Here is a 24,036-nt window from a genome sequence, read left to right as displayed (position 1 = left end):
CCCAACAGTGGGTATTCCCTCTCAGGAGGTGGGGAATTTCAGTGAGCAGGTCTGGGGAGTTTCAATGAGCGTGGTCAATGGTGCCCCAGTCGATCACCAGCGTCTCACCCGGCACCCACACCGCCGGTCGACGCTGACGCCCGTGGCTGATCCTCCACGCCTTCTTTTCGGCTGCGACCAGCCGTCGGAAGTTCCGGGCCGACCCCTCATACCCGGCCGCCCGAGCTTCGGGCAACAGTCGCTTCGCGGTGATCCTCGCCTTCGTTGTCTCGATACGCTTGACGACCAAGTCCCGAACCACGTCGGTGTTTTTCGCCACAACCCTGCGACTGACCCGTTGATCATCGAGCTCGCCAGTCTCATAAGCCAACACCTTGCGTTTCACCGTCTTCGGGTCAACCCCGCAGACCTCCGCGGCACCCCGATACGACCCGACATCCCTATACGCCGAAACAACATCCATCGTCTTCCTCGCTGACAACATGGGCGGCAGCCTCCTCGGGTGAGTGACTCGTGTCCTGACTTGCATCAGTCACGATCACCGCTCAAGGAGGCCCCGCAGTGAATTACCTACACATCCACCGCGAGGACTTTTGCTGGCCACCAACGAGGACTTTCACATGGCCATGGACAGACGGTTCGACCGCTCAGCGTCGGGTCACCTGAAGGCGGCCAGTTGGCACAGCCGGCCTTGCGCGCCAATCCGCCGTCTTCATCGTCTTGCCGTTTCAGGGTAGGTTCGTGAGATGACTGGAATACACCCCGTGTATCGGACACCTCAGGGACTCGCCGATGATCTCAGGACCCGCCTGCTCGAAGAAGGGAACGCCATCCTGGGGACAGTGAATCCCGACGGGTCTCCGCACCTCACCGAGCTTCTCTTCTCACTTGATGAGCATGATCGGGTCCATCTGCCGACCCCACACGCGACCCGAAAGGTCAAGAACGTCCAAGCCCGGCCGGTGGCGACCTTCTTCGTGTCGCTGGACGGCGGCGGTTGGGTGTCTTGCACAGGCCCGGCCAGGGTCATCATGGGACAGGATGCGGCTCGTATCAATGAGGGGATCCGCGAGCGGTTATTGACTGAGGCCGGCTTGGCAACCATTGGCCTATTGCTGGCTGCTCATGAGGACACGACGATCGAGATCACGCCTGCGAAGTGGCTGTCGTGGAACTCGGCAGAGATCATGCCGGGAATCATCGAGGTTGGAGGAGACATCGAGGCGTATCCCCCCGACACCTGGTTCAAAGACCTCAAAACCGAAGACTAAAGAGGGGCAACCGGGCAGGCTCACGGGCCTGGTCGTACGCCGAACGGCTCCAGATCGGCGCGGATCCTGCCCGGCACGTCAGCGCCACAGAGCAAAGGTGACTAGCTGCAACACAAAGAAGCGGGCCCCGCAGGGCCCGCTCTCAAATAGCTCATGGCTGATTACTGACTGCCGTCAGCTTCGAACTCGTCTAGACGAGTTCGATCACCGCCATCTCGGCGTTGTCACCGCGACGTGGACCGGTGCGGACAATGCGGGTATACCCGCCGTTGCGCTCCTCATAACGAGGGCCAACTTCGTCGAACAGTTTCGTCACGATCTCATTGTCGTGGATCAACTTCAACACCTGGCGGCGAGCGTGAAGGTCGCCGCGCTTGCCCTTGGTGATGAGCTTCTCTGCCAGCGGCCGCACTGCTTTGGCCTTGGCAACGGTCGTTGTCACCCTGCCCTCCCAGATGAGAGAGGCAGCCAGACCCGCCAGCAAGTGCTTCTGGTGAGTCGGTCCGGAGCCGAGCCGTGCGCCCTTAGTGGGACGAGGCATCAGGCTTCGCCCCCTCCGGCGGTCAGGCTCAGGCCCAGCTCGTCGAGCTTTGCGATGACCTCTTCGAGGCTCTTCTGTCCGAAGTTCGTGATGTTGAGCAAATCGTCTTCGGTCTTCTGAACGATTTCGCCAACGGTCTTCACCTGGGCGCGGCGCAGGCAGTTGCGGGGCCGTTCCGAAAGGTCGAGCGCCTCGATGGGAAGATCGAGATCCGGCGAACTGGATTCTGCGACGGCCACATCGCCGAGTTCCAGCCCGATACCTTCGCCCATGTCGGCGAAGAGTCCGAGCAACTCGCCGAGGGTCTTACCCGCCGACGAGATGGCCTCACTCGGGGTGAGTGATCCATCGGTCTCGACGTCAACGATCAAACGATCGAAGTTGGTCATCTGACCAACCTGAGTCGACTCGACCCGGTATGCGACTTTCCGAACCGGCGAGTAGATCGCATCTATCGGCATGACACCGATGGCGTCCGAGCCGCTCCCGCGCATGGCGCTGCGGTAGCCGACGCCTCGCTCGACGCTCATTTCGACCTCGAGACGGCCGCTCGACGAGAGCGTGGCCAGGTGGAGGTCCGGGTTGATGATCTCGACGCCGGCGGGAACCTTGAGCTGTCCTGCCGTCACCTCGCCCGGCCCCTTGGCCGAGAGGTAGATGGTCTGAGTCTCGTTGTCCTCCATTCGGACGACCACCTGTTTGATGTTGAGGATGATGTCGACGACATCCTCAACGACGCCTTCCACCGTGGAGAACTCGTGCTGCACACCTTCGATCTGCAGTGTGGTCACGGCGGCGCCGGGAATACGGGACAGGAGCGTTCGACGCAGGGTGTTGCCCAGCGTGTATCCGAATCCGGGCTCCAACGGTTCTACGACGAACCGCGATCGGATATCGGAGACAACCTGCTCCTCGATTTGTGGACGTTGGACGATCAACACGACGGTTCCCCTTGCTATTTGGAGTAGAGCTCAACGATGAGCTGTTCCTGAATTGGGGTGTCGATCTGCGCGCGACTAGGAAGATCGCGCACGACCACCCGCTTTGCCGTCGAGTCGACCTCCAGCCACTCCGATGGAGTGCGGTCGCCCGTGTCGACGGCGTGTTGGACGATGATGAGATCCTTGCTGCCTTCCCGAAGGGAGACAACGTCATCCTTGCGAACCCGGAAAGAGGGAATATCTACCTTCTTACCGTTGACGTTGAAGTGGCCATGGTTCACGAGCTGTCGAGCCTGCGGCCGGGTGGCGGCCAGACCGGCGCGATATACAACATTGTCGAGCCGGCTCTCCAGGATGAGCAACAGACTGTCGCCGGTGATGCCCTTCTGTCTGGCGGCTTCCTCGTAGTAACGGCGGAACTGCCGTTCGAGGATTCCGTACATGGCACGAAGCTTCTGCTTCTCCCGTAGCTGAATCAGGTAGTCGCTCTCGCGAACTCTGGCACGCCCGTGCTCGCCGGGCGGATACGGTCGTTTGTCGACGGGGCAGCGCTTCGACTGGCACAGCGGTGTGCGCGCCCTCCGGCATGCCTTGTGGCGGGGACCTGTGTAGCGAGCCATTCTCAGCCTCCCCTGCGCTTCTTTGGCCGGCAACCGTTGTGCGGGATCGGAGTGACGTCGCGGATGCCGGTGATCTCCAAACCCATGTTCTGCAGTGTGCGCACGGCGGTATCGCGACCAGAACCCGTGCCGCTGACGATCACGTCGAGCTTGCGGACCCCATGCTCACCAGCACGCCTGGCAGCCTCTTCGGCCGCCACCTGGGCGGCGTAGGGCGTCGACTTCCTCGAGCCCTTGAAACCAACCGAACCTCCGGAGGTCCACACAATGGAGTTTCCGGTTTGATCGGTGATTGAAATGATGGTGTTGTTGAAACTGGCCTTGATGCGCGCCACCCCATGGGGGATGTTCTTGCGCTCACGGCGACGTACTCGCCTCTGTTCCGCCAAGGGGACCTCCGCGACCTATCTACTTGCCGACTTGCTTCCTACCAGCGATTGCGACCCTCGGGCCCTTGCGGGTCCGGGCATTGGTATGAGTCCGTTGCCCTCGTACCGGCAAACCGCGCCGATGCCGAATTCCCTGGTACGAGCCGATCTCGACCTTTCGCCGGATATTCTGTTGTACTTCGCGCCGGAGGTCACCCTCCACCCGCGTGTTCTGATCGAGATGCCGACGAATCCGCAACACCTCATCGTCCGTGAGATCGCGCACCTTGGTGCCGCGATCGATGCTTAGTTGATCGCAGATACTCAGAGCAGTGGTACGACCGACTCCGAAGATGTAGGTCAATGCAATCTCAAGTCGCTTCTCCCTAGGGAGGTCAACACCTGCGATACGAGCCATCAGTTACCCCTGTCGCTGCTTGTGACGCGGGTTCGGACAAATGACCCACACGCGTCCACGGCGCCGGATGATCCGGCACTTCTCACACATTTTCTTAGTTGAAGGACGAACCTTCATTGTGTCTCCAGACACTCTCGGACAAACCACCGATGTTCCACAGCCTCACACCACAGACGCAAAGCGGTGAGGGAATGATTGGGAACTCAAGCTCGTCCGCCTACTTCGAGCCGAACACGCTCAAACCGGCCCTTGGGCCAGACGGAGATCTTAGTCGCCGTCGGAACCAGACAACAAATCGCCTGCGGTGAACACCACCGGGCCATCTTCGGTGATGCCAATCGTGTGCTCAAAGTGAGCGGAAAGCGACCCATCCGCCGTCACGACCGTCCACCCATCTGCTTCAACTCTTGTCTCAGGCCCTCCGAGATTGAACATCGGCTCGATACAAACCGCCATGCCGGTCCGGAGCTTCATGCCAGTTCCCTTCTTCCCGAAATTCGGCACCTGTGGCTCTTCGTGCATCTGCCGGCCTATGCCATGTCCCACATACTCCCGTACCACGCCATATCCGAGCCGATCAGCCTCTGCCTGGACGGCGCTGCCGATGTCACCGAGGCGAGCGCCGTGCTTGACCTCTTGAATTCCTGCCCACAGGCCGGCCTCCGCAGCATCGAGGAGCTTCTGGGCGGCGGGGTCGATCCCGCCGATTCCGAAGGTGATCGCCGCGTCACCGTGGAAACCTTCGTAGATCGCACCGGCATCGATGGAGAGTACGTCCCCGGGCTTGAGCCGGTACGTGTTCGGGATACCGTGCACTATCACCGAGTTCGGCGATGTGCAGATGTGAGCAGGGAAGCCGTGATATCCGAGGAAAGATGGAGTGCACCCCCGCCCCCGGATCACCTCAGCCGCAATCGCATCGAGTTCTTTCATGGTCACGCCCGGGGCTGCGGCTTCTTTCACGGTTCGCAACACGACCGCAACCGTGGCACCGGCCACAGCCATTCGCTCGAATTCATCCCGTTTCTTGATCGTGATCACGAGCGAAGAGCCGCCATGATGGCCTCGGTGATGGCGTCAACGCCACCGACGCCATCGACGACGTGCATCGTGATGTCGCGTTCCGCGTAGAAGGCAATGAGCGGCTCGGTGAGATCCCTGTAGACGTGGAGGCGATTTCGCACGGTCTCCGCCCGATCATCCTCGCGCTGATACACGGACTCACCACACTGGTCACAGACACCTCCAGTCGATGAGGGCGCCTCGTCGATATGGAACACGTGACCGTTGTGGCAGACTCGCCGACCGGAGATCCGCCGGACGATTTCCTCGGTGTCAACCTCGATGACCACAGCCGCATCAAGGCCTGCGTCGCCGAAACGAGACTCGAGCGCCTCGGCCTGTGCAATCGTTCGCGGAAAGCCATCGAGAATGAACCCGTCTCTGGCGTCGTCACGACCGACACGTTCCATGAGCATTGCGATGACGAGGTTGTCGGGGACGAGGTCGCCGCGTTCCATGACGGCCCTCGCCTGGAGCCCCAGTTCTGTGCCATCGGCGACGGCTTGCCGCAGCATGTCACCCGTTGCGATGTGTGGAATCCGGAGTTCGGCGGCAACCCGTTTGGCCTGGGTCCCTTTTCCCGCTCCTGGCGGTCCCAGGAAGAGCAGCCTCATGTTCGGTGCCTCGCTTCCCCGGGCACATGCCAAGAACTGCGTCTCCTGGTGGTGACTGGGTTACGTTGGCCGTTGCACTTCATACGCGCTGCTTCTGACTGCTACGTCAAGAATCCTTCGTAGTTTCGCATCGTGAGCTGGCTTTCGATCTGTTTCATCGTTTCTAGCGCCACGCCCACGACGATGAGAATCGAGACACCCGAGAACCCGATCTGGAAACCCCAAATGACAGAAGCCACCGCCGGGAGAACCGCGATCGTGGCCAGGAACATCGACCCCGGAAGGGTGATCCGGTTCAGGATGTACTCGAGATGATGGACCGTTGCTTTGCCGGGACGAATACCGGGCACGAACCCACCTTGACGCTGAATCGTCTCCGCTTGACGGACCGGGTCGAACTGGATGGCCGTGTAGAAATACGTGAAGAACACGATGAGAGCAAAGAGGATGATGACGTAGGTCCATGTCGAACTGCCACCCGAGCCGAGGTATTCGTTCACCCAGTTCCGAATCGACTCGAGTACCGAGTTCGTCGCGTTCGGAATCATCGTCACGATCAGCGCCGGGAAGAACAACACACTCGTCGCGAAGATCACCGGGATCACTCCTGCGGTGTTGACCTTGAGCGGGATGTAGGTCGCCTGGCCGCCGAGCACCCGGCGACCGCGTACCCGCTTGGCGAACTGGATAGGAATGCGGCGCTGACCCTGCTCGATGTAGAGAATGGCCACAACCATGGCGACGAAGACGAGCATGATCAGCACGAACAACATCGGTTGGGAAGCACCGACCGTCTGCTGATAGATCAGCGAGAAGCTGGCAGGTAACTGGCTGATGATGCTCGTGAAGATGATGAGCGACATGCCGTTGCCAATGCCGCGCTGGGTGATCAACTCACCGAGCCACATGATGAAGGCGGTGCCGGCCGTCATGGTCAACACGATCAGTGCGGATTTGCCGGGGCTCGAGTCTGCGATCAGCGGCTGACTCAGACCCAGCTGGGCAGCGCCACCGGCGCTGGCAAAGAGCGCCGTCAACGCCGTCGACTGGAGCAGCGCCAGGACGACGGTCAGGTAACGAGTCCACTGGGTGATGACTTTTCGACCCCGGTCGCCTTCATCCTGAAGAGCCTGAAGACGTGGAATCACCACTGCGAGGAGCTGCATGATGATGCTGGCGGTGATGTAGGGCATGATGCCGAGGGCGAAAACCGAGAATCGTTCCAAGGCGCCACCCGAGAACAAGTTCAGCAAGCCGAAGATACCGCCGACCTCTGCGCCCTCGGCGATCGACTGGACGGCATCGAGATCGGTGCCCGGGACGGGGATGTTCGTCCCGAGGCGATAGATGCCGATGATCAGCAGAGTGAACAGGATCTTCCTGCGCAGATCGGGAATCGTGAACATGTGGCGGTAAACGGCGAGCATGACAATCCTGAGTTTCGAGTCTGGTTTGGGTTCTAGGTTCTAGGTCTTGGGTTTTAGGTTGTGATCCGGAGGCATTCTTGCAGCCGGCAGGTCGATTGCACCCTCAGCCTCCAATGACCTCCGCTTTTCCGCCTGCTGCTTCGATCTTGGAAGTGGCCTCTTTGCTGAAGGCGTGGGCGTGGACGGTCAGCTTCTTGGTCAGATCTCCCCTGGCCAGGACTTTGACGTTACCGCGCTTCTTGATCAGACCTGCCGATCGAAGATCATCCGGCGTCACGTTTGCACCGACTTCGAACCCGTTGAGGAGCTCCACGTTGACAACGGCGTAGTACTCCTTGTTGGGGTTCTTGAATCCCCGCAAATGAGGAAGGCGACGCTGCAAAGGCATGCTGCCACCTTCAAACCCGGGGCGGACCTTCCCGCGCGCCTTCAAACCCTTCGTGCCTCGACCTGCGGTCTTGCCACGACGTCCGCCCTCACCGCGTCCGACGCGGATGCCCTTCTTCTTCGAACCGGGCGAGGGCTTCAGATGGTGCAACTGGAGCTTCGCTTTTTTCTTCTCGTTCTCGGCCATGGGTTCCTCTTCGTGGTACGCAGTACCCGGTACGTACCGACTACTTCTTGCTCTCTTCGACCTCTATCAGGTGCTTCACTTTGTGAAGCATTCCCCGGATAGCGTCGGTGTCGTCGTGCTGGACCGTCTGGTTCAGTCTGCGGAGGCCAAGGCCGCGCACAGTTGCGCGTGTCTTCGGCTTCTGCCCGATGAGGCTCTTGCGGAGCGTCACTGTCAGTTTCTTGGCAGCCATCGTTCCTTCACTCCCCTGCCTGGGCACGAATCATCTCGGTCGACCGGTAGGCGGCCAGCAATCCCGGAGGAGTCACCTCTTCAGCGCTCTTGCCGCGCAGCTTGGCGATCTCGTCAGGACGATGCTGAGTGAGGAGCGCATTCATGGTGGCCTTCGCCACGTTGAGGTGGGTCGGCGAACCGAGCGACTTGGCGAGGGCATCGCGGATGCCTGCCGCCTCGAGGATCTGCCTCACGGCGCCACCGGCGATCACGCCCGTTCCAGGGGCAGCCGGCTTCACCAGCACCCGCGAGGCACTGTGGTTGCCGATGTTCTCATGGATAGTCGTCGATCCGGCCATCGGTATCGCCACCATTGCCCGACGGGCAATCTCCATGCCCTTCTGAATGGCGGCCGGTACTTCTTTGGCTTTCCCGTATCCGACACCGACGTTGCCCTTACCGTCACCAACGACAACGAGCGCGGTAAACGAGAACCGCCGCCCACCCTTGACGACCTTGGCGACACGGTTGATCTGAATAACCCGCTCGTCGAGCTGCGGGCCGTCGGTTTCCTGCTGTGGACGCTGCTGGCGCTGCTGTCTTGCCATCGTATCTCCTAAAACTCCAACCCGGTTGTGCGGGCAGCTTCTGCCAGGGCCTTCACCCGTCCGTGGAACGGATAGCCTCCCCGATCGAATACCACCTGACCGACACCGGCGTTGCGAGCACGCTCGGCGACTAAATGGCCGACCTTCGTGGCGGTCTCAACGGTGAGCCGGCTTCCACGAAGATCCTTCTCAAGCGAAGATGCCGTGGCCAGCGTTACGCCGGAGACATCGTCGATGACCTGTGCATAGATGTAGCGATTGCTGCGGAACACGGCCAGCCGTGGACGGGTGGCCGTTCCGGCAACGCGCTTGCGGACGCGGCGATGGCGGATCTTCCGCTGCGCTCCTCTAGAGATGCTCATCGTGCAACACCTGCCTTTCCGGCCTTGCGCCGCACCTGCTCGTTCGTGTAGCGGATTCCCTTGCCCTTGTAGGGCTCAGGCGGGCGAAGGGCCCGGATCTCGGAAGCAACCTGACCGACTGCCTCTTTGTCGATTCCGCTGATGATGATTTTGGTGGGTTCCGGAACTTCAAAGGTAATCCCCGATGGTGCGTCGACGCTCACCGGATGGCTGAAACCCAACTGCAGATCGATGGAGTTGCCCTTGAGCGCAGCGCGGTATCCCACGCCGACGATTGAGAGCTCCTTGCTGTACCCGTCGGAAACGCCGGTCACCATATTGGCGAGCAGGGCCCGGCTCAGACCGTGGATGGCGCGCGACTGCCGTTCGTCGTTGAAGCGCCCAACGGTGAGAACACCGTCGGATTCTGCAATAGAAACGCGCTCATGGAACTCCCGTTCGAGTTGCCCTTTCGGGCCCTTGACCGTCACCTTCTGTCCGTCGATGGCGATAGTCACGCCGGACGGCACGGTGATAGGTGCTTTTCCAATACGGCTCATCTCACCAGACCTCACACAGAATCTCGCCGCCGAGCTGGCGGCGCCTGGCTTCACGGTCCGGCAACAGTCCCTGCGACGTCGAGATAACCACGACACCAAGCCCACCATGTGAGCGGGGAAGTTGATCGGCCCGCTTGTAGACACGGCGTCCCGGCTTCGATACGCGGCGGAGGCCGCTGATGATCTTCTCACGGCGCGGGCCGTACTTCAGCTGGACCGTCATCTCGCGGGCAGGCCCTTTTGGCTCGACATCGAACCCGTCGATGTATCCCTCGGCGGCGAGTATGCCGGCTACGGCTTCCTTCAGCTTCGAAGAAGGCATCGACACAGACGTGTGTCCTGCCTGGACTCCGTTGCGGATCCTGGTCAACATGTCGGCAATCGGATCGGTCATCATGATTACCACGACGCCTTTCTCACACCGGGGAGCTCGCCCTTGCGAGCAAGTTCACGGACGCAGATACGGCACATGCCGAATTGGCGCAGGTAGGCGCGCGGCCGACCGCACCGCTTGCAGCGGTTGTAGGCACGCGACTTGAACTTGGGCGTGCGGTTGGCCTTCGCAATCATCGATTTCTTCGCCATGAACTAGCTCCTACACCTGCGCTTGTTGTCTGCGGAACGGGAACCCAAACGCATTCAGCAGGGCCCGTGCATGTTCGTCGTTGTCGGCCGTCGTGCAGATGGTGATATCCATTCCACGCACGGCGGCGACCTTGTCGTAGTCGATCTCGGGGAAAATCAGTTGCTCGGTGACACCGAATGAGTAGTTGCCGCGCCCGTCGAACGATTTCGGGTTCAGGCCGCGAAAGTCACGGACACGGGGAATCGCCACGGCGACGAGCCGATCGAAGAACTCCCACATGCGTTTGCCACGCAGAGTCACGGATGCGCCGACCGGCATGTCCTTCCGGACCTTGAAGTTGGCGATCGATTTCCTGGCCCGATTCAATTTCGGCTTCTGCCCGGTGATGATGGCCAGCTCTTCCATGGTCGACTCGATGGCCTTCTTGTCGGCAACCGCCTCACCAACGCCGACATTGACCACGATCTTTTCGAGGCGGGGAACCAGCATCGCGTTGGCGACGCCGAGTTCTTCTTTGAGCTTGGCGGCTATCTCGTCGTTGTACCGCTGTTTCAGCCGGGGAATCACAGCTCACCTCCGCACTTCACGCATATGCGGGTCTTGTTTCCGTCGCCGTCAACGCGATACCCGATGCGGGTTGGACCGCATTCGTCACAAATGATCATGACGTTGGAGGCATCCATAGGCATGTCCTTGTCGATGATGCCACCCTGCATCGTCTGGCCGCGCGGCTTCTGGTGCCGCTTTGCCGTATTCACATTCTCGACGATCACTTTGTTCTTCTTGGGCAGGACACGGATGACCCGGGACTCTCGCCCGGAATCCTTGCCGGCCATGACCTTGACCTTGTCACCTTCACGCAATCGCATCACAACACCTCCGGAGCGAGCGAGACGATCCTCATGAATTTCTTTTCGCGAAGCTCGCGAGCAACCGGGCCAAAGATGCGAGTGCCGCGCGGCTGCTGGTTGGTGTCGATCAGAACGCAGGCGTTGTCATCGAAACGGATGTACGTTCCGTCCTGGCGGCGGTGCTCCTTGGCCGTGCGGACCACGACCGCTTGCACGACCTCGCCACGCTTCACGGCCGCTCCCGGAATTGCCTCTTTGACGGTGCCGACGATCACATCGCCGACGCCGGCGTAGCGGCGCTTCGAGCCACCGAGCACGCGGATGCAGAGCAACTCTCTGGCACCGCTGTTGTCAGCCACTTTGAGACGGGATTCTTGCTGGATCATCGGGCGCGCTCCACGACCTCAACCACGCGCCAGCGCTTGGTCTTCGACAATGGGCGGGTCTCGGCAATCAGAACGGTGTCACCCAGGCGAGCATCATTGGCCTCGTCATGTGCGTGAAACCGCGAACGGCTCCGAACGACCTTGCCGTACATCGGATGGCGCCGGGAACTGATGACTTCAATCGTGATCGTCTTGTCGCGTTTGTCAGACACCACGACCCCGACTTGCGTCTTGCGACGTGTCCGGTCTGCCATTACGCACCTTCCTTGTCGGCAGTCGCCATTTGCGCCTGCCACGCTTCGAGTTCTTGCTCTCGCAGCACCGTCATGATGCGGGCAACCTGGCGACGGAGGTCACCGAGCCGGGCTGTGTTGTCCAACTGGTTGGTCGCCAGCTGGAAACGGAGGTTGAAAGCCTCAGCCTTCGCTTCGGCAAGCGCCTCGTGCAGCTCGGTCGGAGAGAGCTCTCGGAGTTCCTCGGCAGTCACCCTTCCTCCCGCGTCACAAATCGTGTCCTGACCGGCAGTTTGTGGCCGGCCTTTCGCATTGCTTCCCTGGCCATATCTTCATCGACTCCGGACAACTCAAACATCACGCGACCCGGCTTGACGACGGCAACCCAGAACTCAGGAGCTCCCTTGCCTGAACCCATCCGGGTCTCGGCGGGCTTGGCCGTCACCGGCTTGTCCGGAAAGATGTTGATCCACACCTTCCCACCACGACGCACCGCGCGGGTGATCGCAACACGGGCCGATTCGATCTGCCTGGAGGTGATCCAGGCAGCTTCCATCGACTGGAGGCCGTAGTCACCGAAGTTGACACGGGTGCCACCTTTGGCAGGCCCGCGCCTCCGGCCGCGATGCACCTTGCGGTACTTCGTCCGCTTGGGCATCAACATCTCTACTCGCCTCCTTCGTCGACTTCGCTCGACCCGCCTTCAACCACTTCGGCTGCGTCGGCGTCGAGTGCCTCTTCCACGGCGGTTTCAGCACCGGTAACGGCTGCCTCAACCACGGCTTCTGCCGGCGCCTCCTCAACCGTTCCTTCCAATGCCGGGGTAACCGTTTCGGGCTCCGCTGCAATGAGTGTTTCTTCCGTGATCTCCTCGACCGGTGCCTCCACCGCGGAGACCTCAGAATCGAACACGTCACGTGCTTCTTCGTACTGGCTGATTGCCTCTTCGGGAGCGATCTTCCGCGAGGTCGACTCGACCCGTCGCGTTGTCTCCTTGCGCTTCCCGCCGCCGGCTTCAATGATTCGCTTGCCGCCACCGGCTTCAATGAGGCGGGGAATCTTATCACTTCCGGCGGCGGCTTCAGCCCGTGACTTGGCAGGAGCGACCCGACCCCGACTGGGGCCACCGGTGGCCAGCGCCGCTTCGGCCGCGATCTTCTCGCGAGTGGTTTTCGAGGTGGCCACGACGTCACCCTTATAGACCCAGACTTTGACGCCGATAGCTCCGACCGTCGTGCGAGCCGTGGCAACGCCGTAATCGACATCGGCGCGCAGCGTGTGCAGCGGAACCCGTCCCTCGCGGTACCACTCGCGACGCCCCATGTCGGCGCCGCCGAGGCGGCCCTTGCACTCGACCCTCACACCTTCGGCGCCGGCTTTCATGGCGGTAGCGACGGTGCGCTTCATCGCACGCCGGAAGGCAACCCGATTTTCGATCTGGTCGGCAACACCTCGCGCCAGGAGCTGTGCGTCGGTCTCCGGGTCTTTTACCTCGATGACGTTCAGCTTGATGCGGCGCCCGGTGAGCTTCTCGAGTCCGTCCCGGAGACGCTCCGCTTCTGACCCTTTGCGGCCGATGACAACGCCCGGCCTGGCGGTGTGAACGTCGACCTGCACCTTGTCGCGAGTGCGCTCGAGCTCGATGCGGCTGACGGCGCCGCGCTTCAACTCGCCATCGAGATAGTCGCGGATCTTCCAATCCTCATTGACAAGCTCGGTGTAGTCCTTGTCGCTGTACCAGCGGGACTTCCAGTCGGTGACGATACCGATGCGGAAGCCGTAAGGATGTGTCTTCTGGCCCATCTTCTTACTCCTCCTCGCCGTCGGACACGACGACCGTGATATGGCTGGTGCGCTTGTGGATAGGGGTTGCCCGGCCTCGGGCTCTGGGACGCCAACGCTTCAACGTCGGACCCTCGTCGGCGAAGATCTCGGACACGAACAGCTCATCGGCGTCGAGGGCGAGGTTGTGCTCGGCGTTGGCGACTGCCGAATCGAGCACCTTGCGTACGTAGCCGGCCGCCCGGCGTTGGGTCAGGTCGAGCACTTGACGCGCTTCTCCGACCGGGAGACCACGAACGAGATCGACAACCCGCCGAACCTTGTTGGGCGACTGCCGGATGTATTTGGCCTGTGCGTGAGCTTTCATCGCTTCCTCATCGAACCGGCGTGCCCGCGGAATGTGCGGGTCGGAGCGAACTCGCCGAGCTTGTGCCCGACCATCGACTCCGTGATGTATACGGGGACATGCTTGCGGCCGTCATGAACGGCGATGGTATGTCCCACCATTTCGGGAAAGATCGTGGAGCGACGACTCCACGTGCGTATCACTCGCTTCTCTCCCCTGGCATTGAGGTCCTCGACTTTTCCGATCAGATGATCATCAACGAAGGGACCCTTCTTCAGGCTGCGCGCCATGATTACCTCCGTCCCTTCCTGCTTCGCCGACGTACGGGCGCAGCCAGCTGCGCGATTGCGTCGGCGGATGTTTCAACGACAAATGCATGCATCAGCGCCGCCCTTTCTTGCTTCGCCGACGCACGATGTATTGATCGCTCGCCTTCTTCTTCTTGCGAGTACGCCCCTCGGGTTTCCCCCACGGGCTGACCGGGTGACGGCCACCCGATGAGCGGCCCTCGCCACCACCGAGCGGGTGATCGACCGGGTTCATGGCGACGCCGCGCGACTGCGGACGAACACCCTTCCAGCGATTGCGACCCGCCTTGCCGATCTTGATGAGCTCGGATTCAGTGTTTCCAACCTGGCCGATGGTTGCCCGGCAATCGAGCGCCACCAGCCGCATCTCGCTCGAGGGCAAACGCAAGAGCGCCTTGTCGCCCTCCTTCGACATGAGCTGGACCGACGTCCCGGCGGCCCGAGCCATCTTGGCCCCTCCACCGGGTCGAAGCTCGATGGCATGTACGACCGTCCCGGCCGGGATGTTCCGTAGCGGGAGCGCGTTGCCGGGGCGAATCTCGGCCTTGGAGCCCGATTCCAGCTTGTCTCCGATCTTCAACCCGACGGGAGCCAGGATGTACCGCTTCTCACCATCGTGGTAGTGCAGCAGTGCGATCCGCGCATTGCGGTTCGGGTCGTACTCGATGGCGGCAACTGTGGCCGGGATTCCATCCTTGGCGCGCCGGAAGTCGACGATCCGGTAGCGGCGCTTGTGCCCGCCACCACGGTGGCGTGAAGTAATCCGACCGTGGGAGTTGCGCCCTGCGCTCTCGCTCTGCTTGACGAGCAGCGATTTCTCCGGCTTCTTCTTGGTCAGTTCCGAGAAGTCGGCAACGGTCTGAAACCTCTGACCTGGTGAAGTTGGTTTCCTCTTCTTTATCGGCATGACTCAGCCTCGCTCTGCTTCGCAGCGCTCAGCTGCGTACCACGCACCACGCACTTCGTATTCCGACGTCGTGGTGCGGAATCCGTTGTCCGTTGTACGGTTCTTTTCAATTGCGCGTGAACCCGTGTAGATCATTCGCTACACCCCGAAGATGTCGATGGATTCGCCCTGGGCGAGCGTCACCATGGCCCGCTTCGAGTTCGGACGCTTGCCAAGGACCCAACCGGTCCGCTTCACTTTGCCTTGCTTGTTCATGGTGTTCACCGAAACGACCTTCACGCCGAAGATCGACTTGACGGCCTCTTTGATCTCCGTCTTGTTGGCCCGGCGATCGACGACGAACGTGTAGGTATTGGCGTGTTCGATGAGGTCGTAAGACTTCTCGGAAACCACCGGCTCGAAGATGATGTCGCGTGGATCCTTCATCAGCCCTCACCCCCCTCGTCTGATTCATCGTCAGGAGCAGTGGCAGGTTCTTCTACAACCTCCACGGTTTTGGAACTCTTCGAGCTCGAAGTCTCTTTCACAAAGTCGTCCTTCGTAACGTCGAACTTCTCGAGACCGGTGATTGAGCCGAGCGTCTCGGTGGTGAACACGAGGGTTTCTGCCCAGAGGACGTCGTAGGTCGTGACGTGGCCCGAGTCGCAGGTCAGCACATTCGGGAGATTTCGGAATGAGCGTTCGGCCACATCGTCGCCTGCGCCGAGAACGATGAGAATCTTCCGTCCGGCAGCTATCGCAGCAAGCAACGCGGTTGCGTTCTTGGTCTTCGGCTCGATCCAATCGAAGGAATCGATCACCTTGATCTCGGACTCGCTGGCCCGTGCCGAAAGCGCGCCCCGTAATGCGAGCTTCTTCATCTTCTTGGGGGTCCGCTGGCTGAAGTCACGGGGCTTGGGGCCAAACGCGACACCGCCACCGGTCCACTGCGGAGAGCGAATCGAGCCATGCCGTGCACGCCCGAGGCCCTTCTGACGCCATGGCTTCCGACCACCACCGCGCACTTCTGCACGGGTCTTGGTTGATGCCGAACCGGATCTGGCAGCCGCCATCTGCGCGGTCACAACCTGGTGCATGACCGGGATGTTCGGCTCAATTCCGAACACCGCGGGATCCAGGCTGACCTCGCCTTTGCTAACGCCGTCTGCGCTGAACAGAGGAGCTTTGATGTCTGCCATCAGTTCTTCACCGCCTCACGGACGAGCACGACCCCGCCGGTAGGCCCCGGCACCGAACCGCCGAGCAACACGAGTCCCCGGGCGCTGTCGATCTCGACAACCTCGAGATTGAGGGTCGTTGTGCGCTCGCCGCCCATGCGACCCGGCAACTTCTTGCCTTTGAACACCCGGGCAGGTGTGGCGCAGGCGCCGATCGATCCGGGAGCACGGTGAACCTTGTGGACGCCGTGGCTTGCTCCCTGGCCGGAGAAGTTGTGGCGTTTCATAACGCCTTGAAAGCCTTTGCCCTTGGAGACACCGGACACATCAGCCCTGCCTCCCTTGACCAGCACATCGGCGATCGTGATCTCTTGTCCAATCTCGAACGAGGAGAGGTCATCGACCCGGATCTCGACGAGATGGCGCGAGGTTGCTACGCCGGACTTGCCGAAGTGACCTGCTTCAGCCTTCGTCAATTTGTGGGCAGGAACCTCGAAGTACGAGAGCTGGATGGCCGAATAGCCGTCGGTCTCTGGTGTCTTGATTTGCACGATACGGCACGGCCCAGCCTTGATGACGGTCACGGGAATCGCCCGCGCCTCATCATCGAAGACCTGGGTCATACCCAGTTTCTCGCCGAGAATCGCTTTCACAGCTTGATCTCCACTTCAACGCCTGCAGGCAGATCGAGACGCATCAAGGAATCGACGGTCTTCGGCGTCGGCTCGAGGATGTCGATGAGGCGCTTGTGAATGCGCATCTCGAAGTGCTCTCGCGAGTCCTTGTTGACGTGCGGTGATCGGATCACGCAGTAGCGGTGAATCTCCGTTGGGAGCGGAACCGGCCCTTTGATCTTCGCCTGGGTCCGGATAACCGTCTCAGAGATCTTGCGCGCCGACTCATCGACCACCTCGTGGTCGTAGGCCTTGAGCCTGATCCGTATCTTCTGTCCTTCGTCTGCCACTTGCTCTCTCGTTTCACTCGTTCGCGGTACCCAGTACCCAGTACCCGGTACGAGCGGACGGGCCACCAGACCCGTCCGGTCACTTACTTCAGAATCTTGGTGACCCGACCAGCACCAACCGTCCGACCACCCTCACGAATCGCGAAATCACGACCCTCATGCATAGCAATCGGATTAATCAACTCCACCGTCATCGTCGTGTTATCACCAGGCATCACCATCTCAGTACCCTCAGGCAACGTCACCGACCCAGTCACATCCGTCGTCCGGAAATAAAACTGCGGCCGATACCCAGGGAAAAACGGGTTATGCCGGCCACCCTCATCCCGAGTCAACACATACACATTCGCCTCAAAATCAGTATGCGGAGTAATCGAACCAGGAATACAAATCACCTGACCCCGCTCCACATCATCCTTCCCAATCCCCCGCAACAACAACCCAACATTGTCACCCGCCCGAGCCTCATCCAACAACTTCCGGAACATCTCAACCCCGGTCACCACCGTTTTGCGCGTCGGACGAATCCCAACAATCTCAACCTCAGTACCCGTCTTGAGAATCCCCTGCTCAACCTTCCCAGTCACCACCGTCCCCCGACCAGTAATCGAGAACACATCCTCAATCGGCATCTGAAACGGCTTCTCCGTATCCCGCTCCGGCACCGGAATATACGTATCAACCGCCTCCATCAACTCCATAACCGAAGCAACCGAAGCCTCATCCCCACCCTCAAGCGCCTTCAACGCCGAACCACGAATCACCGGCAACTCATCACCAGGAAACTCATACTCCGACAACAACTCACGAACCTCCAACTCAACCAAATCAAGAAGCTCATCATCATCAACCATGTCCGTCTTATTCATATACACAACAATGAACGGAACCCCAACCTGACGAGCCAACAACACATGCTCACGCGTCTGCGGCATCGGACCATCAGCCGCCGACACCACCAAAATCGCCCCATCAATCTGCGCAGCACCCGTAATCATGTTCTTGATGTAATCAGCATGACCAGGCATATCCACATGCGCATAATGACGATTCGCCGTCTCATACTCCACATGAGCAATCGAAATCGTGATACCCCGCTCACGCTCCTCCGGCGCCTTATCAATATCATCAAACGCCGTAAACGCCGTCGCCCCACCAACCCCAGACTCCGACAACACCTTCGTAATCGCAGCCGTCAACGTCGTCTTCCCATGATCAATATGACCCATCGTCCCCACATTCACATGCGGCTTCGTCCGCTCAAACTTCGCCTTACCCATAGTCGAGCCCTCCTTAGGCTTCCCCGCGAACCTTCGCCACGATCTCCTGAGCGACCTGGTCCGGTACGTCTTGGTACGAATGGAATTGCATGGTGTACGTTGCGCGACCCTGGGTTCTCGACCGCAGGTCGGTGGCGTATCCGAACATTTCAGCCAGCGGCACTTCTGCCTCGACGACGCGAGCATTCCCCCGCTGACCCATGTTGTCGATCTTTCCCCGCCGGGAGGAGAGATCTCCGATCACGTCACCCATGTAGTCCTCAGGGGTGACAACCTCGACCGCCATGATCGGTTCGAGCAGTTTGACGCCCGCCTGCTTGGCAGCCTCCTGGAGCGCCATGGATCCCGCAATACGAAACGCCATTTCGCTCGAGTCGACGTCGTGCGCCGATCCGTCAACGAGATGGGCTCGCACGTCAACCAGTGGGTAGCCGGCCAGGACGCCCTGATCCATGGCACCCTCAATGCCCGTGTCGACCGATGGGATGAACTCCCGCGGTATACGGCCGCCCTTGACCTCGTCGACGAACTCGTATCCGCCTCCGGGACCGGTCGGCTCGAGGCTGATGACCACATGGGCGAATTGGCCCTTGCCGCCGGACTGCTTGACGTAGCGGATCGTGACTTTTTCGATCGCTTTCTTGATCGTCTCACGGTACGCAACCTGAGGCCGGCCGACGTTGGCTTCGACCTTGAACTCACGGACGAGGCGGTCTACCAACACTTCCAGGTGGAGTTCCCCCATGCCGCCGATGATGGTCTGGCCGGTCTCCTCGTCGGTCCGAACCAGGAACGTCGGGTCTTCCTCGGAGAGGCGATGCAGTGCATCGCCGAGTTTCTCCTGATCGACCTTGGTCTTGGGTTCGATCGCAACCGAGATCACCGGCGCCGGGAACGTCATCGACTCCAACTGAATCGGATGGCTGACCACGCTCAGGGTGTCGCCCGTCGTGGTGTTCTTCAGCCCAACCGTGGCCACGATGTCGCCGGTGAAGATGTCATCGATGTCCTCACGGCTGTTGGCATGCATTCGCAGGAGACGGCCGAGACGCTCTTTCTTGCCGTTGCTGGTGTTCAGGATCGAATCGCCTTTGGAGGCGTGGCCGGAATACACACGGAAGTAGGTGAGCTTGCCGACGTGCTGGTCGCTCATGATCTTGAATGCCAGTGCTGCAAAGGGAGCTGAGTCATCTGGCTCACGGGACAGCAAGACGTCTTCATCGCCCGGCTTGAATCCGGTGACCGGGGGAAGGTTGGCCGGACTCGGAAGGTAGAGAATGACGGCGTCGAGAAGGGGCTGAACACCCTTGTTCTTGAAAGCCGAACCACACAGCACCGGCGTGAAGTCCATCCGCCGGATACCACTCCGCACCGCGGAGTGGATCTCGTCTGCGGAAATCTCAGCCTCTTCGAGGTACTTCACCATGATCTGTTCGTCACTGTCGGCGAGGGTTTCGAGCATCGACAGACGCCACTCCTTCGCCTTGTCGAGCATGTCGATGGGAATATCGGTGGTTTCCCAGTGCTTGCCGTCGTCGCCCTTCCAGATGTGGGCGCGCATCTCGACCAGGTCGATGACGCCGTCGAATTCCGCTTCCGCACCGATGGGGAGCTGCAGAGCAACAGGACGCGCCTCGAGCCGATCTTGAATTGAAGCGAGCGCCGAATAGAAGTCCGCACCAGTCCGGTCCATCTTGTTGATGAAGCACATGCGGGGTACTCGATAGCGGTCGGCCTGTCGCCAGACCGTCTCCGACTGCGGCTCGACCCCGGCCACGGCATCGAATACCGCCACCGCGCCGTCGAGTACTCGAAGGGAACGCTCGACCTCGACTGTGAAGTCCACGTGACCGGGCGTATCGATGATGTTGATCGTATGGTCGTGCCAGGCGCAGGTCGTCGCGGCAGAAGTGATCGTGATGCCGCGCTCTTGTTCCTGCTCCATCCAATCCATGACCGCGGCGCCCTCGTGGACTTCACCCAGCTTGTAGGTCTTACCGGTGTAGTAGAGGATCCGCTCGGTCAAGGTGGTCTTGCCCGCGTCGATGTGCGCCATGATCCCGATGTTGCGGGTACGGCTTAGAGGAATCTGACGCAAGTGCGTCAAGGCATCCTTGTTGCTCATCTTCTTCTCTACTTCTCCGGTCGCTATGGACTTGTCAGTCGTGCGGCCGGGTCACCTAGGTGACTGCCGCTTCACTACCTACCAGCGGTAATGGGCGAAGGCCTTGTTGGACTCAGCCATCTTGTGGATGTCTTCTTTACGCTTGAATGCCGCGCCGTTGCGGTTGCTGGCATCGAGAATCTCGTTGGCCAGACGCTCGGCCATCGTGATGTTCTCTTTGCGCTTCCTCGAGTAGCCGACCAACCAGCGGATGGCCAGCGTGTTCGATCGACGGGGAGGAACCTCAACCGGAACCTGGTAGGACGAACCGCCGACCCGACGAGAACGGACTTCGAGCTGAGGCTTGAGGTTGTCGATGGCCCGCTTGAGAACCGTCAGCGGGTCTTGCCCGGCGCGGCGCTCGACGATTTCCATCGCTCCGTACACGATCGTACGGGCCTTCTCCTTCTTGCCCTTGAGAAGAACCTTGTTGATCAGTTGGCCGACGAGAACACTCCGGAATACCGGGTCGGCCTCGATCTTGCGTTTGGATGCAGGTCCACGCCGTGCCATTAGGACTCCTTTTTCGTCCCGTAGCGGGAGCGAGCCTGTCGGCGATCGGCAACTCCGGAGGCATCCAGCGTGCCCCGGATGACCTTGTACCGAACACCGGGAAGGTCCTTCACACGTCCACCGCGGACGAGGACGATCGAGTGTTCCTGAAGATTGTGTCCTTCACCAGGGATGTAGGCGGTCACCTCGATCCCAGAAGAAAGACGGACGCGGGCGACCTTGCGAAGCGCCGAGTTCGGCTTCTTCGGAGTGACGGTATAGACGCGCGTGCAAACGCCGCGACGCTGGGGTGCCCCTGCGAGACCCGGCGTCTTCTCTTTCTTAGTCTTCGGCTTCCTATTGTGCCGCACCAACTGCTGGATTGTCGGCATCGTTCTCCTTCTACACGCGAAATTCGGCGCACGGTCGACTCCGACCGATTCCGCCGAAACCTGAGTTGTCCACTCTCGAGACGCATACACCGGCACAGGTCACACCGGTAGACCCTTTGCGAGAGGGAATGTGTGGTCGCGAGGACCACGGCGGCACAGTATATGTTCCCGCCGGACAGGCGTCAAAGCCGGTGCCTAGCAACACCGCCAGGAACCGGATCATAGCGCGCACCACCCGCCGATAACAGGACCTAGAAGCTTCAGGAACCATGTCTTGGTGCCGACATAGGTATTGGTAGTCACACACCATCCTCATCGGGTAGGAATGAGAGGAATTGCACCGCATCAAGAGACCTCCGATTCAGGCTCTCGCTCTCATCGGCGTCGCTGGTCAGGGTGCGTTTGTGCTGGTGCTCCAGGGCGACTCGCGCGTGGTCCCCTGGATACTCGTAGCATCAGCCGGCGTGGTGGGTCTCGCCTACATGTCGGAGACCGGGCGTCATCCACCGCTTGTCATTGGAGCGGCGCTCATACTCATCGGTGGGTTCATCCTGCTGATCCAGACCGATGGCGTGCGGAGTCTCTTCTTGCCATGGTATGTCGTGCTGGTAGCTGTGTATCCCCTGCTCCTCCCACGACAGCTTGGGCGACTTCTACCGGCGGTGGCGGCCGGGATGTACTCGCTGGCGATTCCATTCACCGACCCGCCCGCTCCGCCGGAACTCGTGCCGACCCGGGTATTCATCCTTTTGCTCATCGGCTACCTGGCGCTCAGCATGGACGAACGATCGCGGCGGGCGGAACACATCGCCTCTCGCGGCCTTCGTTACGAACAAGCAGTCGCCGAAGCGACCAGGATTCTCAACGAGGGCAAACACGAGGACGCGATCGAGGCTGCGCTGAACGCCTTACTTGAAGGAACGGAGGCACGATCGGTGTTCGTGGAGATGAACTCCACGCAACCGGGTATCGGACTGTGCACGTCGATCCTCTACGAAGCCGCCCGGGCAAGGACCGACTCTCCAACCGAGGGTTTCTGGACCGACGTCCCGTGGTCGACGATGCCGGTGGCGCGGCGCCACATGGAAGCCGGAGAGGTGTTTGCATTTCGCGTGGAAGATCTAGGAGGAACCGAGCGGGCGAAGTACGAGCACTCGGGAATCAAGTCGGAAATCGACATCCCCATCTTTGTTGAAGGAACATGGGTGGGACTCATCGGCGTCTCCGACGACCTCGAACCGCGTGAGTGGGATGAGGATGACATCGCGGTGCTCCAGGCGGCCGCTTCTGCGATTGCTGCCTTTCTGGAGCGACGCGGTCAGCGACAGCGCTTGGAGGAATTAGCCGAAGCGCAGGCCGCACGCATCCGGTTCGAACGAGCCATCGCGGAGTCCGCGCGAGTGCTCCTGATGAACGAAGATGAACAGGCGATCGACGCCACCCTCCACGCCCTCGGGCAGGTCATGCAGGCTCAAAAGATCTTCGTCGATGAGAACTTCGTTGGTGACGACGACCGACTCTACGCCCGGGTCACCCACGAGTACATTCGACCCGGATACCAGGAACTCGTCGACCCCGAAATCTGGTTCGACGCGGACTCCGGCAAATATGAGAACTACGTGTTCTGTTACGACGAGTTCCCCGAGATGCGTGATCGACTGGCCGAGGGACACCACTTCACCATGTTTCCGGAGACGGACCCGAACGCGAATGGGTCTGAGTACGGAGACGAGAAGGTCGAACTCAACATCCCGATCTTGGTCTCCGGGCGATGGGCCGGATCGATCGGGTTCACGGACTACCTAGAAGTGCGCAACTGGGAAGAAGCCGAGAGAGCCTTGCTCCACACGGCGGCGGCGTTGGTGGGGGCGTTCTGGGAGAGGCAACAGAACAGGCATCGCCTCGAAGAACTGGTCAGGTCGAAAGACGAGTTCGTGGCCAGCGTCAGCCACGAGTTGCGCACGCCGCTGACCGCGGTGGTTGGTCTCGCTCATGAACTGCGCGAGAACGGGGCCGAATTCGACGAGCGCGAGGTCCGGGAACTGATCGCGCTGATCGCCGATCAGAGCCTCGACGTGGCCAATATCGTCGAAGACCTCCTCGTTTCCGCTAGAGCGGAGACGGGTGGTCTGACCATCATTAGACGTGAAGTGGATCTGCGAAGAGAGACGGAGTCCGTTCTCGCCGGCAACACCCTGCTCCCGGCGGAGAAGGTGTCCGTATCGAGCAACGGTAACGTGCGGCCGGCCTGGGCGGATGCAACGCGTGTTCGCCAGATTCTCCGCAATCTCCTGACCAACGCAGTTCGATACGGCGGCGAACGGGTTCGGGTGACGTTCGCTCAAGAAGAACACACCGTTGTGATCCGTGTTCATGATTCGGGCAACCCGATTCCGGCCGATGCGCATGATCGGATCTTCAAGCCCTACCAGAGGGCGCACAACATCCCGAGCCAGCCTGCCTCTGTAGGTCTGGGCCTCTCGGTCTCACTCCAACTCGCTGAATTGATGGATGGGTCGCTCACCTATTTCCACACCGGCGATGAGAGCGTCTTCACGCTGACCTTGCCGGCCGCCAGGAGACTCGAGGCAGTGCGTTGAGACATGGGCAATAGGCAATAGGCCATGAGC

Annotated in this window: 34 protein-coding genes and 3 pseudogenes; 2 read left to right on the top strand and 35 right to left on the bottom strand. The window is 60.6% G+C overall.

The genetic code is table 11. From position 1 onward, the window contains the following. Positions 1 to 85: 85 nt before the first annotated feature. Positions 86 to 463, bottom strand: a pseudogene (locus P1T08_11235) (IS21 family transposase). A 283-nt stretch (positions 464 to 746) separates the two neighbouring features. Here P1T08_11235 and P1T08_11230 point away from each other — a divergent pair. Then, a complete protein-coding gene (locus P1T08_11230; protein ID MDF1596644.1) occupies positions 747 to 1,271 on the top strand; it encodes a pyridoxamine 5'-phosphate oxidase family protein in 525 nt (174 codons plus the stop codon). 193 nt (positions 1,272 to 1,464) lie between these two features. On the opposite strand, the pseudogene rplQ reads toward P1T08_11230, so the two are convergent. The 34 genes and pseudogenes from rplQ to rpsL all read right to left on the bottom strand — a co-directional run bounded on the left by rplQ (position 1,465) and on the right by rpsL (position 21,406). After that, positions 1,465 to 1,812 (bottom strand): annotated as a pseudogene (rplQ, locus tag P1T08_11225) (50S ribosomal protein L17). Further along, the gene (locus P1T08_11220; GenBank protein MDF1596643.1) at positions 1,812 to 2,753 is read right to left on the bottom strand and encodes a DNA-directed RNA polymerase subunit alpha; all 942 of its coding nucleotides are present in this window, start codon (positions 2,751 to 2,753) and stop codon (positions 1,812 to 1,814) included. Before P1T08_11220 ends, rplQ begins: the two are co-directional and overlap by 1 nt. A 14-nt stretch (positions 2,754 to 2,767) precedes the next feature. Then, positions 2,768 to 3,373 carry a 30S ribosomal protein S4 gene (rpsD, locus tag P1T08_11215; protein MDF1596642.1) on the bottom strand — a complete coding sequence of 202 codons (606 nt, stop codon included), beginning with the start codon at positions 3,371 to 3,373 and terminating at the stop codon, positions 2,768 to 2,770. A 2-nt stretch (positions 3,374 to 3,375) separates the two neighbouring features. Further along, positions 3,376 to 3,762 carry a 30S ribosomal protein S11 gene (gene rpsK / locus P1T08_11210; GenBank protein MDF1596641.1) on the bottom strand — a complete coding sequence of 129 codons (387 nt, stop codon included), beginning with the start codon at positions 3,760 to 3,762 and terminating at the stop codon, positions 3,376 to 3,378. A gap of 19 nt (positions 3,763 to 3,781) precedes the next feature. Beyond that, entirely contained in the window at positions 3,782 to 4,159 is a 378-nt protein-coding gene (gene rpsM, locus P1T08_11205; GenBank protein MDF1596640.1) for a 30S ribosomal protein S13, read from the bottom strand. A gap of 3 nt (positions 4,160 to 4,162) precedes the next feature. Further along, positions 4,163 to 4,276 carry a 50S ribosomal protein L36 gene (gene rpmJ / locus P1T08_11200; protein ID MDF1596639.1) on the bottom strand — a complete coding sequence of 38 codons (114 nt, stop codon included), beginning with the start codon at positions 4,274 to 4,276 and terminating at the stop codon, positions 4,163 to 4,165. Between the two features lie 150 nt (positions 4,277 to 4,426). Continuing rightward, on the bottom strand, positions 4,427 to 5,200 hold the full coding sequence (map, locus tag P1T08_11195; GenBank protein MDF1596638.1) for a type I methionyl aminopeptidase: 774 nt from the start codon (positions 5,198 to 5,200) through the stop codon (positions 4,427 to 4,429). Next, positions 5,197 to 5,835: an adenylate kinase gene (locus P1T08_11190; protein ID MDF1596637.1), complete on the bottom strand. Its 639-nt coding sequence runs from the start codon at positions 5,833 to 5,835 to the stop codon at positions 5,197 to 5,199. The genes map and P1T08_11190 overlap by 4 nt, the downstream gene beginning before the upstream one ends. Before the next feature lie 101 nt (positions 5,836 to 5,936). After that, complete coding sequence (gene secY, locus P1T08_11185; protein MDF1596636.1) at positions 5,937 to 7,262, bottom strand: preprotein translocase subunit SecY; 1,326 nt, start codon at positions 7,260 to 7,262, stop codon at positions 5,937 to 5,939. A 103-nt stretch (positions 7,263 to 7,365) separates the two neighbouring features. After that, positions 7,366 to 7,836, bottom strand: coding sequence for a 50S ribosomal protein L15 (gene rplO / locus P1T08_11180; protein ID MDF1596635.1), 471 nt, complete (start codon positions 7,834 to 7,836; stop codon positions 7,366 to 7,368). A gap of 40 nt (positions 7,837 to 7,876) precedes the next feature. After that, positions 7,877 to 8,068 (bottom strand): 50S ribosomal protein L30, encoded by a 192-nt coding sequence (gene rpmD, locus P1T08_11175; protein MDF1596634.1) that lies wholly within the window; start codon positions 8,066 to 8,068, stop codon positions 7,877 to 7,879. Positions 8,069 to 8,075: 7 nt separating this feature from the next. Beyond that, positions 8,076 to 8,657 (bottom strand): 30S ribosomal protein S5, encoded by a 582-nt coding sequence (rpsE, locus tag P1T08_11170; protein ID MDF1596633.1) that lies wholly within the window; start codon positions 8,655 to 8,657, stop codon positions 8,076 to 8,078. 8 nt (positions 8,658 to 8,665) lie between these two features. Further along, entirely contained in the window at positions 8,666 to 9,019 is a 354-nt protein-coding gene (gene rplR / locus P1T08_11165) for a 50S ribosomal protein L18 (protein ID MDF1596632.1), read from the bottom strand. Continuing rightward, positions 9,016 to 9,558, bottom strand: coding sequence for a 50S ribosomal protein L6 (rplF, locus tag P1T08_11160; protein ID MDF1596631.1), 543 nt, complete (start codon positions 9,556 to 9,558; stop codon positions 9,016 to 9,018). Before rplF ends, rplR begins: the two co-directional genes overlap by 4 nt. Position 9,559: 1 nt before the next feature. Further along, complete coding sequence (gene rpsH, locus P1T08_11155) at positions 9,560 to 9,955, bottom strand: 30S ribosomal protein S8 (GenBank protein MDF1596630.1); 396 nt, start codon at positions 9,953 to 9,955, stop codon at positions 9,560 to 9,562. Positions 9,956 to 9,957: 2 nt separating this feature from the next. Further along, the gene (locus P1T08_11150) at positions 9,958 to 10,143 is read right to left on the bottom strand and encodes a type Z 30S ribosomal protein S14 (GenBank protein ID MDF1596629.1); all 186 of its coding nucleotides are present in this window, start codon (positions 10,141 to 10,143) and stop codon (positions 9,958 to 9,960) included. 10 nt (positions 10,144 to 10,153) lie between these two features. Next, entirely contained in the window at positions 10,154 to 10,708 is a 555-nt protein-coding gene (rplE, locus tag P1T08_11145; GenBank protein MDF1596628.1) for a 50S ribosomal protein L5, read from the bottom strand. Continuing rightward, on the bottom strand, positions 10,708 to 11,013 hold the full coding sequence (gene rplX, locus P1T08_11140; protein ID MDF1596627.1) for a 50S ribosomal protein L24: 306 nt from the start codon (positions 11,011 to 11,013) through the stop codon (positions 10,708 to 10,710). The genes rplE and rplX overlap by 1 nt, the downstream gene beginning before the upstream one ends. Next, a complete protein-coding gene (gene rplN, locus P1T08_11135; protein MDF1596626.1) occupies positions 11,013 to 11,381 on the bottom strand; it encodes a 50S ribosomal protein L14 in 369 nt (122 codons plus the stop codon). Before rplN ends, rplX begins: the two co-directional genes overlap by 1 nt. Beyond that, positions 11,378 to 11,635 carry a 30S ribosomal protein S17 gene (gene rpsQ, locus P1T08_11130; GenBank protein MDF1596625.1) on the bottom strand — a complete coding sequence of 86 codons (258 nt, stop codon included), beginning with the start codon at positions 11,633 to 11,635 and terminating at the stop codon, positions 11,378 to 11,380. The genes rplN and rpsQ overlap by 4 nt, the downstream gene beginning before the upstream one ends. Further along, the gene (gene rpmC / locus P1T08_11125; protein MDF1596624.1) at positions 11,635 to 11,868 is read right to left on the bottom strand and encodes a 50S ribosomal protein L29; all 234 of its coding nucleotides are present in this window, start codon (positions 11,866 to 11,868) and stop codon (positions 11,635 to 11,637) included. Before rpmC ends, rpsQ begins: the two co-directional genes overlap by 1 nt. After that, positions 11,865 to 12,278 carry a 50S ribosomal protein L16 gene (gene rplP / locus P1T08_11120; protein ID MDF1596623.1) on the bottom strand — a complete coding sequence of 138 codons (414 nt, stop codon included), beginning with the start codon at positions 12,276 to 12,278 and terminating at the stop codon, positions 11,865 to 11,867. The genes rpmC and rplP overlap by 4 nt, the downstream gene beginning before the upstream one ends. Positions 12,279 to 12,796: 518 nt before the next feature. Next, positions 12,797 to 13,417: pseudogene (gene rpsC, locus P1T08_11115) on the bottom strand (30S ribosomal protein S3). A 4-nt stretch (positions 13,418 to 13,421) separates the two neighbouring features. Continuing rightward, complete coding sequence (gene rplV / locus P1T08_11110) at positions 13,422 to 13,763, bottom strand: 50S ribosomal protein L22 (protein ID MDF1596622.1); 342 nt, start codon at positions 13,761 to 13,763, stop codon at positions 13,422 to 13,424. Next, complete coding sequence (rpsS, locus tag P1T08_11105) at positions 13,760 to 14,032, bottom strand: 30S ribosomal protein S19 (GenBank protein MDF1596621.1); 273 nt, start codon at positions 14,030 to 14,032, stop codon at positions 13,760 to 13,762. Before rpsS ends, rplV begins: the two co-directional genes overlap by 4 nt. A 91-nt stretch (positions 14,033 to 14,123) precedes the next feature. Beyond that, positions 14,124 to 14,957: a 50S ribosomal protein L2 gene (rplB, locus tag P1T08_11100; protein MDF1596620.1), complete on the bottom strand. Its 834-nt coding sequence runs from the start codon at positions 14,955 to 14,957 to the stop codon at positions 14,124 to 14,126. 138 nt (positions 14,958 to 15,095) lie between these two features. Further along, positions 15,096 to 15,383 (bottom strand): 50S ribosomal protein L23, encoded by a 288-nt coding sequence (rplW, locus tag P1T08_11095; GenBank protein MDF1596619.1) that lies wholly within the window; start codon positions 15,381 to 15,383, stop codon positions 15,096 to 15,098. Then, entirely contained in the window at positions 15,383 to 16,135 is a 753-nt protein-coding gene (rplD, locus tag P1T08_11090; protein ID MDF1596618.1) for a 50S ribosomal protein L4, read from the bottom strand. Before rplD ends, rplW begins: the two co-directional genes overlap by 1 nt. Next, positions 16,135 to 16,767 carry a 50S ribosomal protein L3 gene (gene rplC / locus P1T08_11085; GenBank protein ID MDF1596617.1) on the bottom strand — a complete coding sequence of 211 codons (633 nt, stop codon included), beginning with the start codon at positions 16,765 to 16,767 and terminating at the stop codon, positions 16,135 to 16,137. Before rplC ends, rplD begins: the two co-directional genes overlap by 1 nt. After that, the gene (gene rpsJ / locus P1T08_11080) at positions 16,764 to 17,078 is read right to left on the bottom strand and encodes a 30S ribosomal protein S10 (GenBank protein ID MDF1596616.1); all 315 of its coding nucleotides are present in this window, start codon (positions 17,076 to 17,078) and stop codon (positions 16,764 to 16,766) included. Before rpsJ ends, rplC begins: the two co-directional genes overlap by 4 nt. A gap of 83 nt (positions 17,079 to 17,161) precedes the next feature. Further along, entirely contained in the window at positions 17,162 to 18,358 is a 1,197-nt protein-coding gene (tuf, locus tag P1T08_11075) for an elongation factor Tu (GenBank protein MDF1596615.1), read from the bottom strand. Positions 18,359 to 18,371: 13 nt separating this feature from the next. Continuing rightward, on the bottom strand, positions 18,372 to 20,483 hold the full coding sequence (gene fusA / locus P1T08_11070) for an elongation factor G (protein MDF1596614.1): 2,112 nt from the start codon (positions 20,481 to 20,483) through the stop codon (positions 18,372 to 18,374). A gap of 78 nt (positions 20,484 to 20,561) precedes the next feature. After that, on the bottom strand, positions 20,562 to 21,035 hold the full coding sequence (gene rpsG / locus P1T08_11065) for a 30S ribosomal protein S7 (GenBank protein ID MDF1596613.1): 474 nt from the start codon (positions 21,033 to 21,035) through the stop codon (positions 20,562 to 20,564). Next, positions 21,035 to 21,406, bottom strand: coding sequence for a 30S ribosomal protein S12 (rpsL, locus tag P1T08_11060; GenBank protein MDF1596612.1), 372 nt, complete (start codon positions 21,404 to 21,406; stop codon positions 21,035 to 21,037). The genes rpsG and rpsL overlap by 1 nt, the downstream gene beginning before the upstream one ends. A 335-nt stretch (positions 21,407 to 21,741) precedes the next feature. Here rpsL and P1T08_11055 point away from each other — a divergent pair, with 335 nt between their 5' ends. Beyond that, on the top strand, positions 21,742 to 24,006 hold the full coding sequence (locus tag P1T08_11055) for a GAF domain-containing sensor histidine kinase (protein ID MDF1596611.1): 2,265 nt from the start codon (positions 21,742 to 21,744) through the stop codon (positions 24,004 to 24,006). Positions 24,007 to 24,036 lie beyond the last annotated feature (30 nt).

The sequence above is a fragment of the Acidimicrobiia bacterium genome (assembly GCA_029210695.1).
Lineage (GTDB): Bacteria > Actinomycetota > Acidimicrobiia > Spongiisociales > JAHEDJ01 > JAHEDJ01.
Note: the sequence above shows the minus strand (reverse complement) of the source record. Positions and strands in the feature narration are given on the sequence as shown.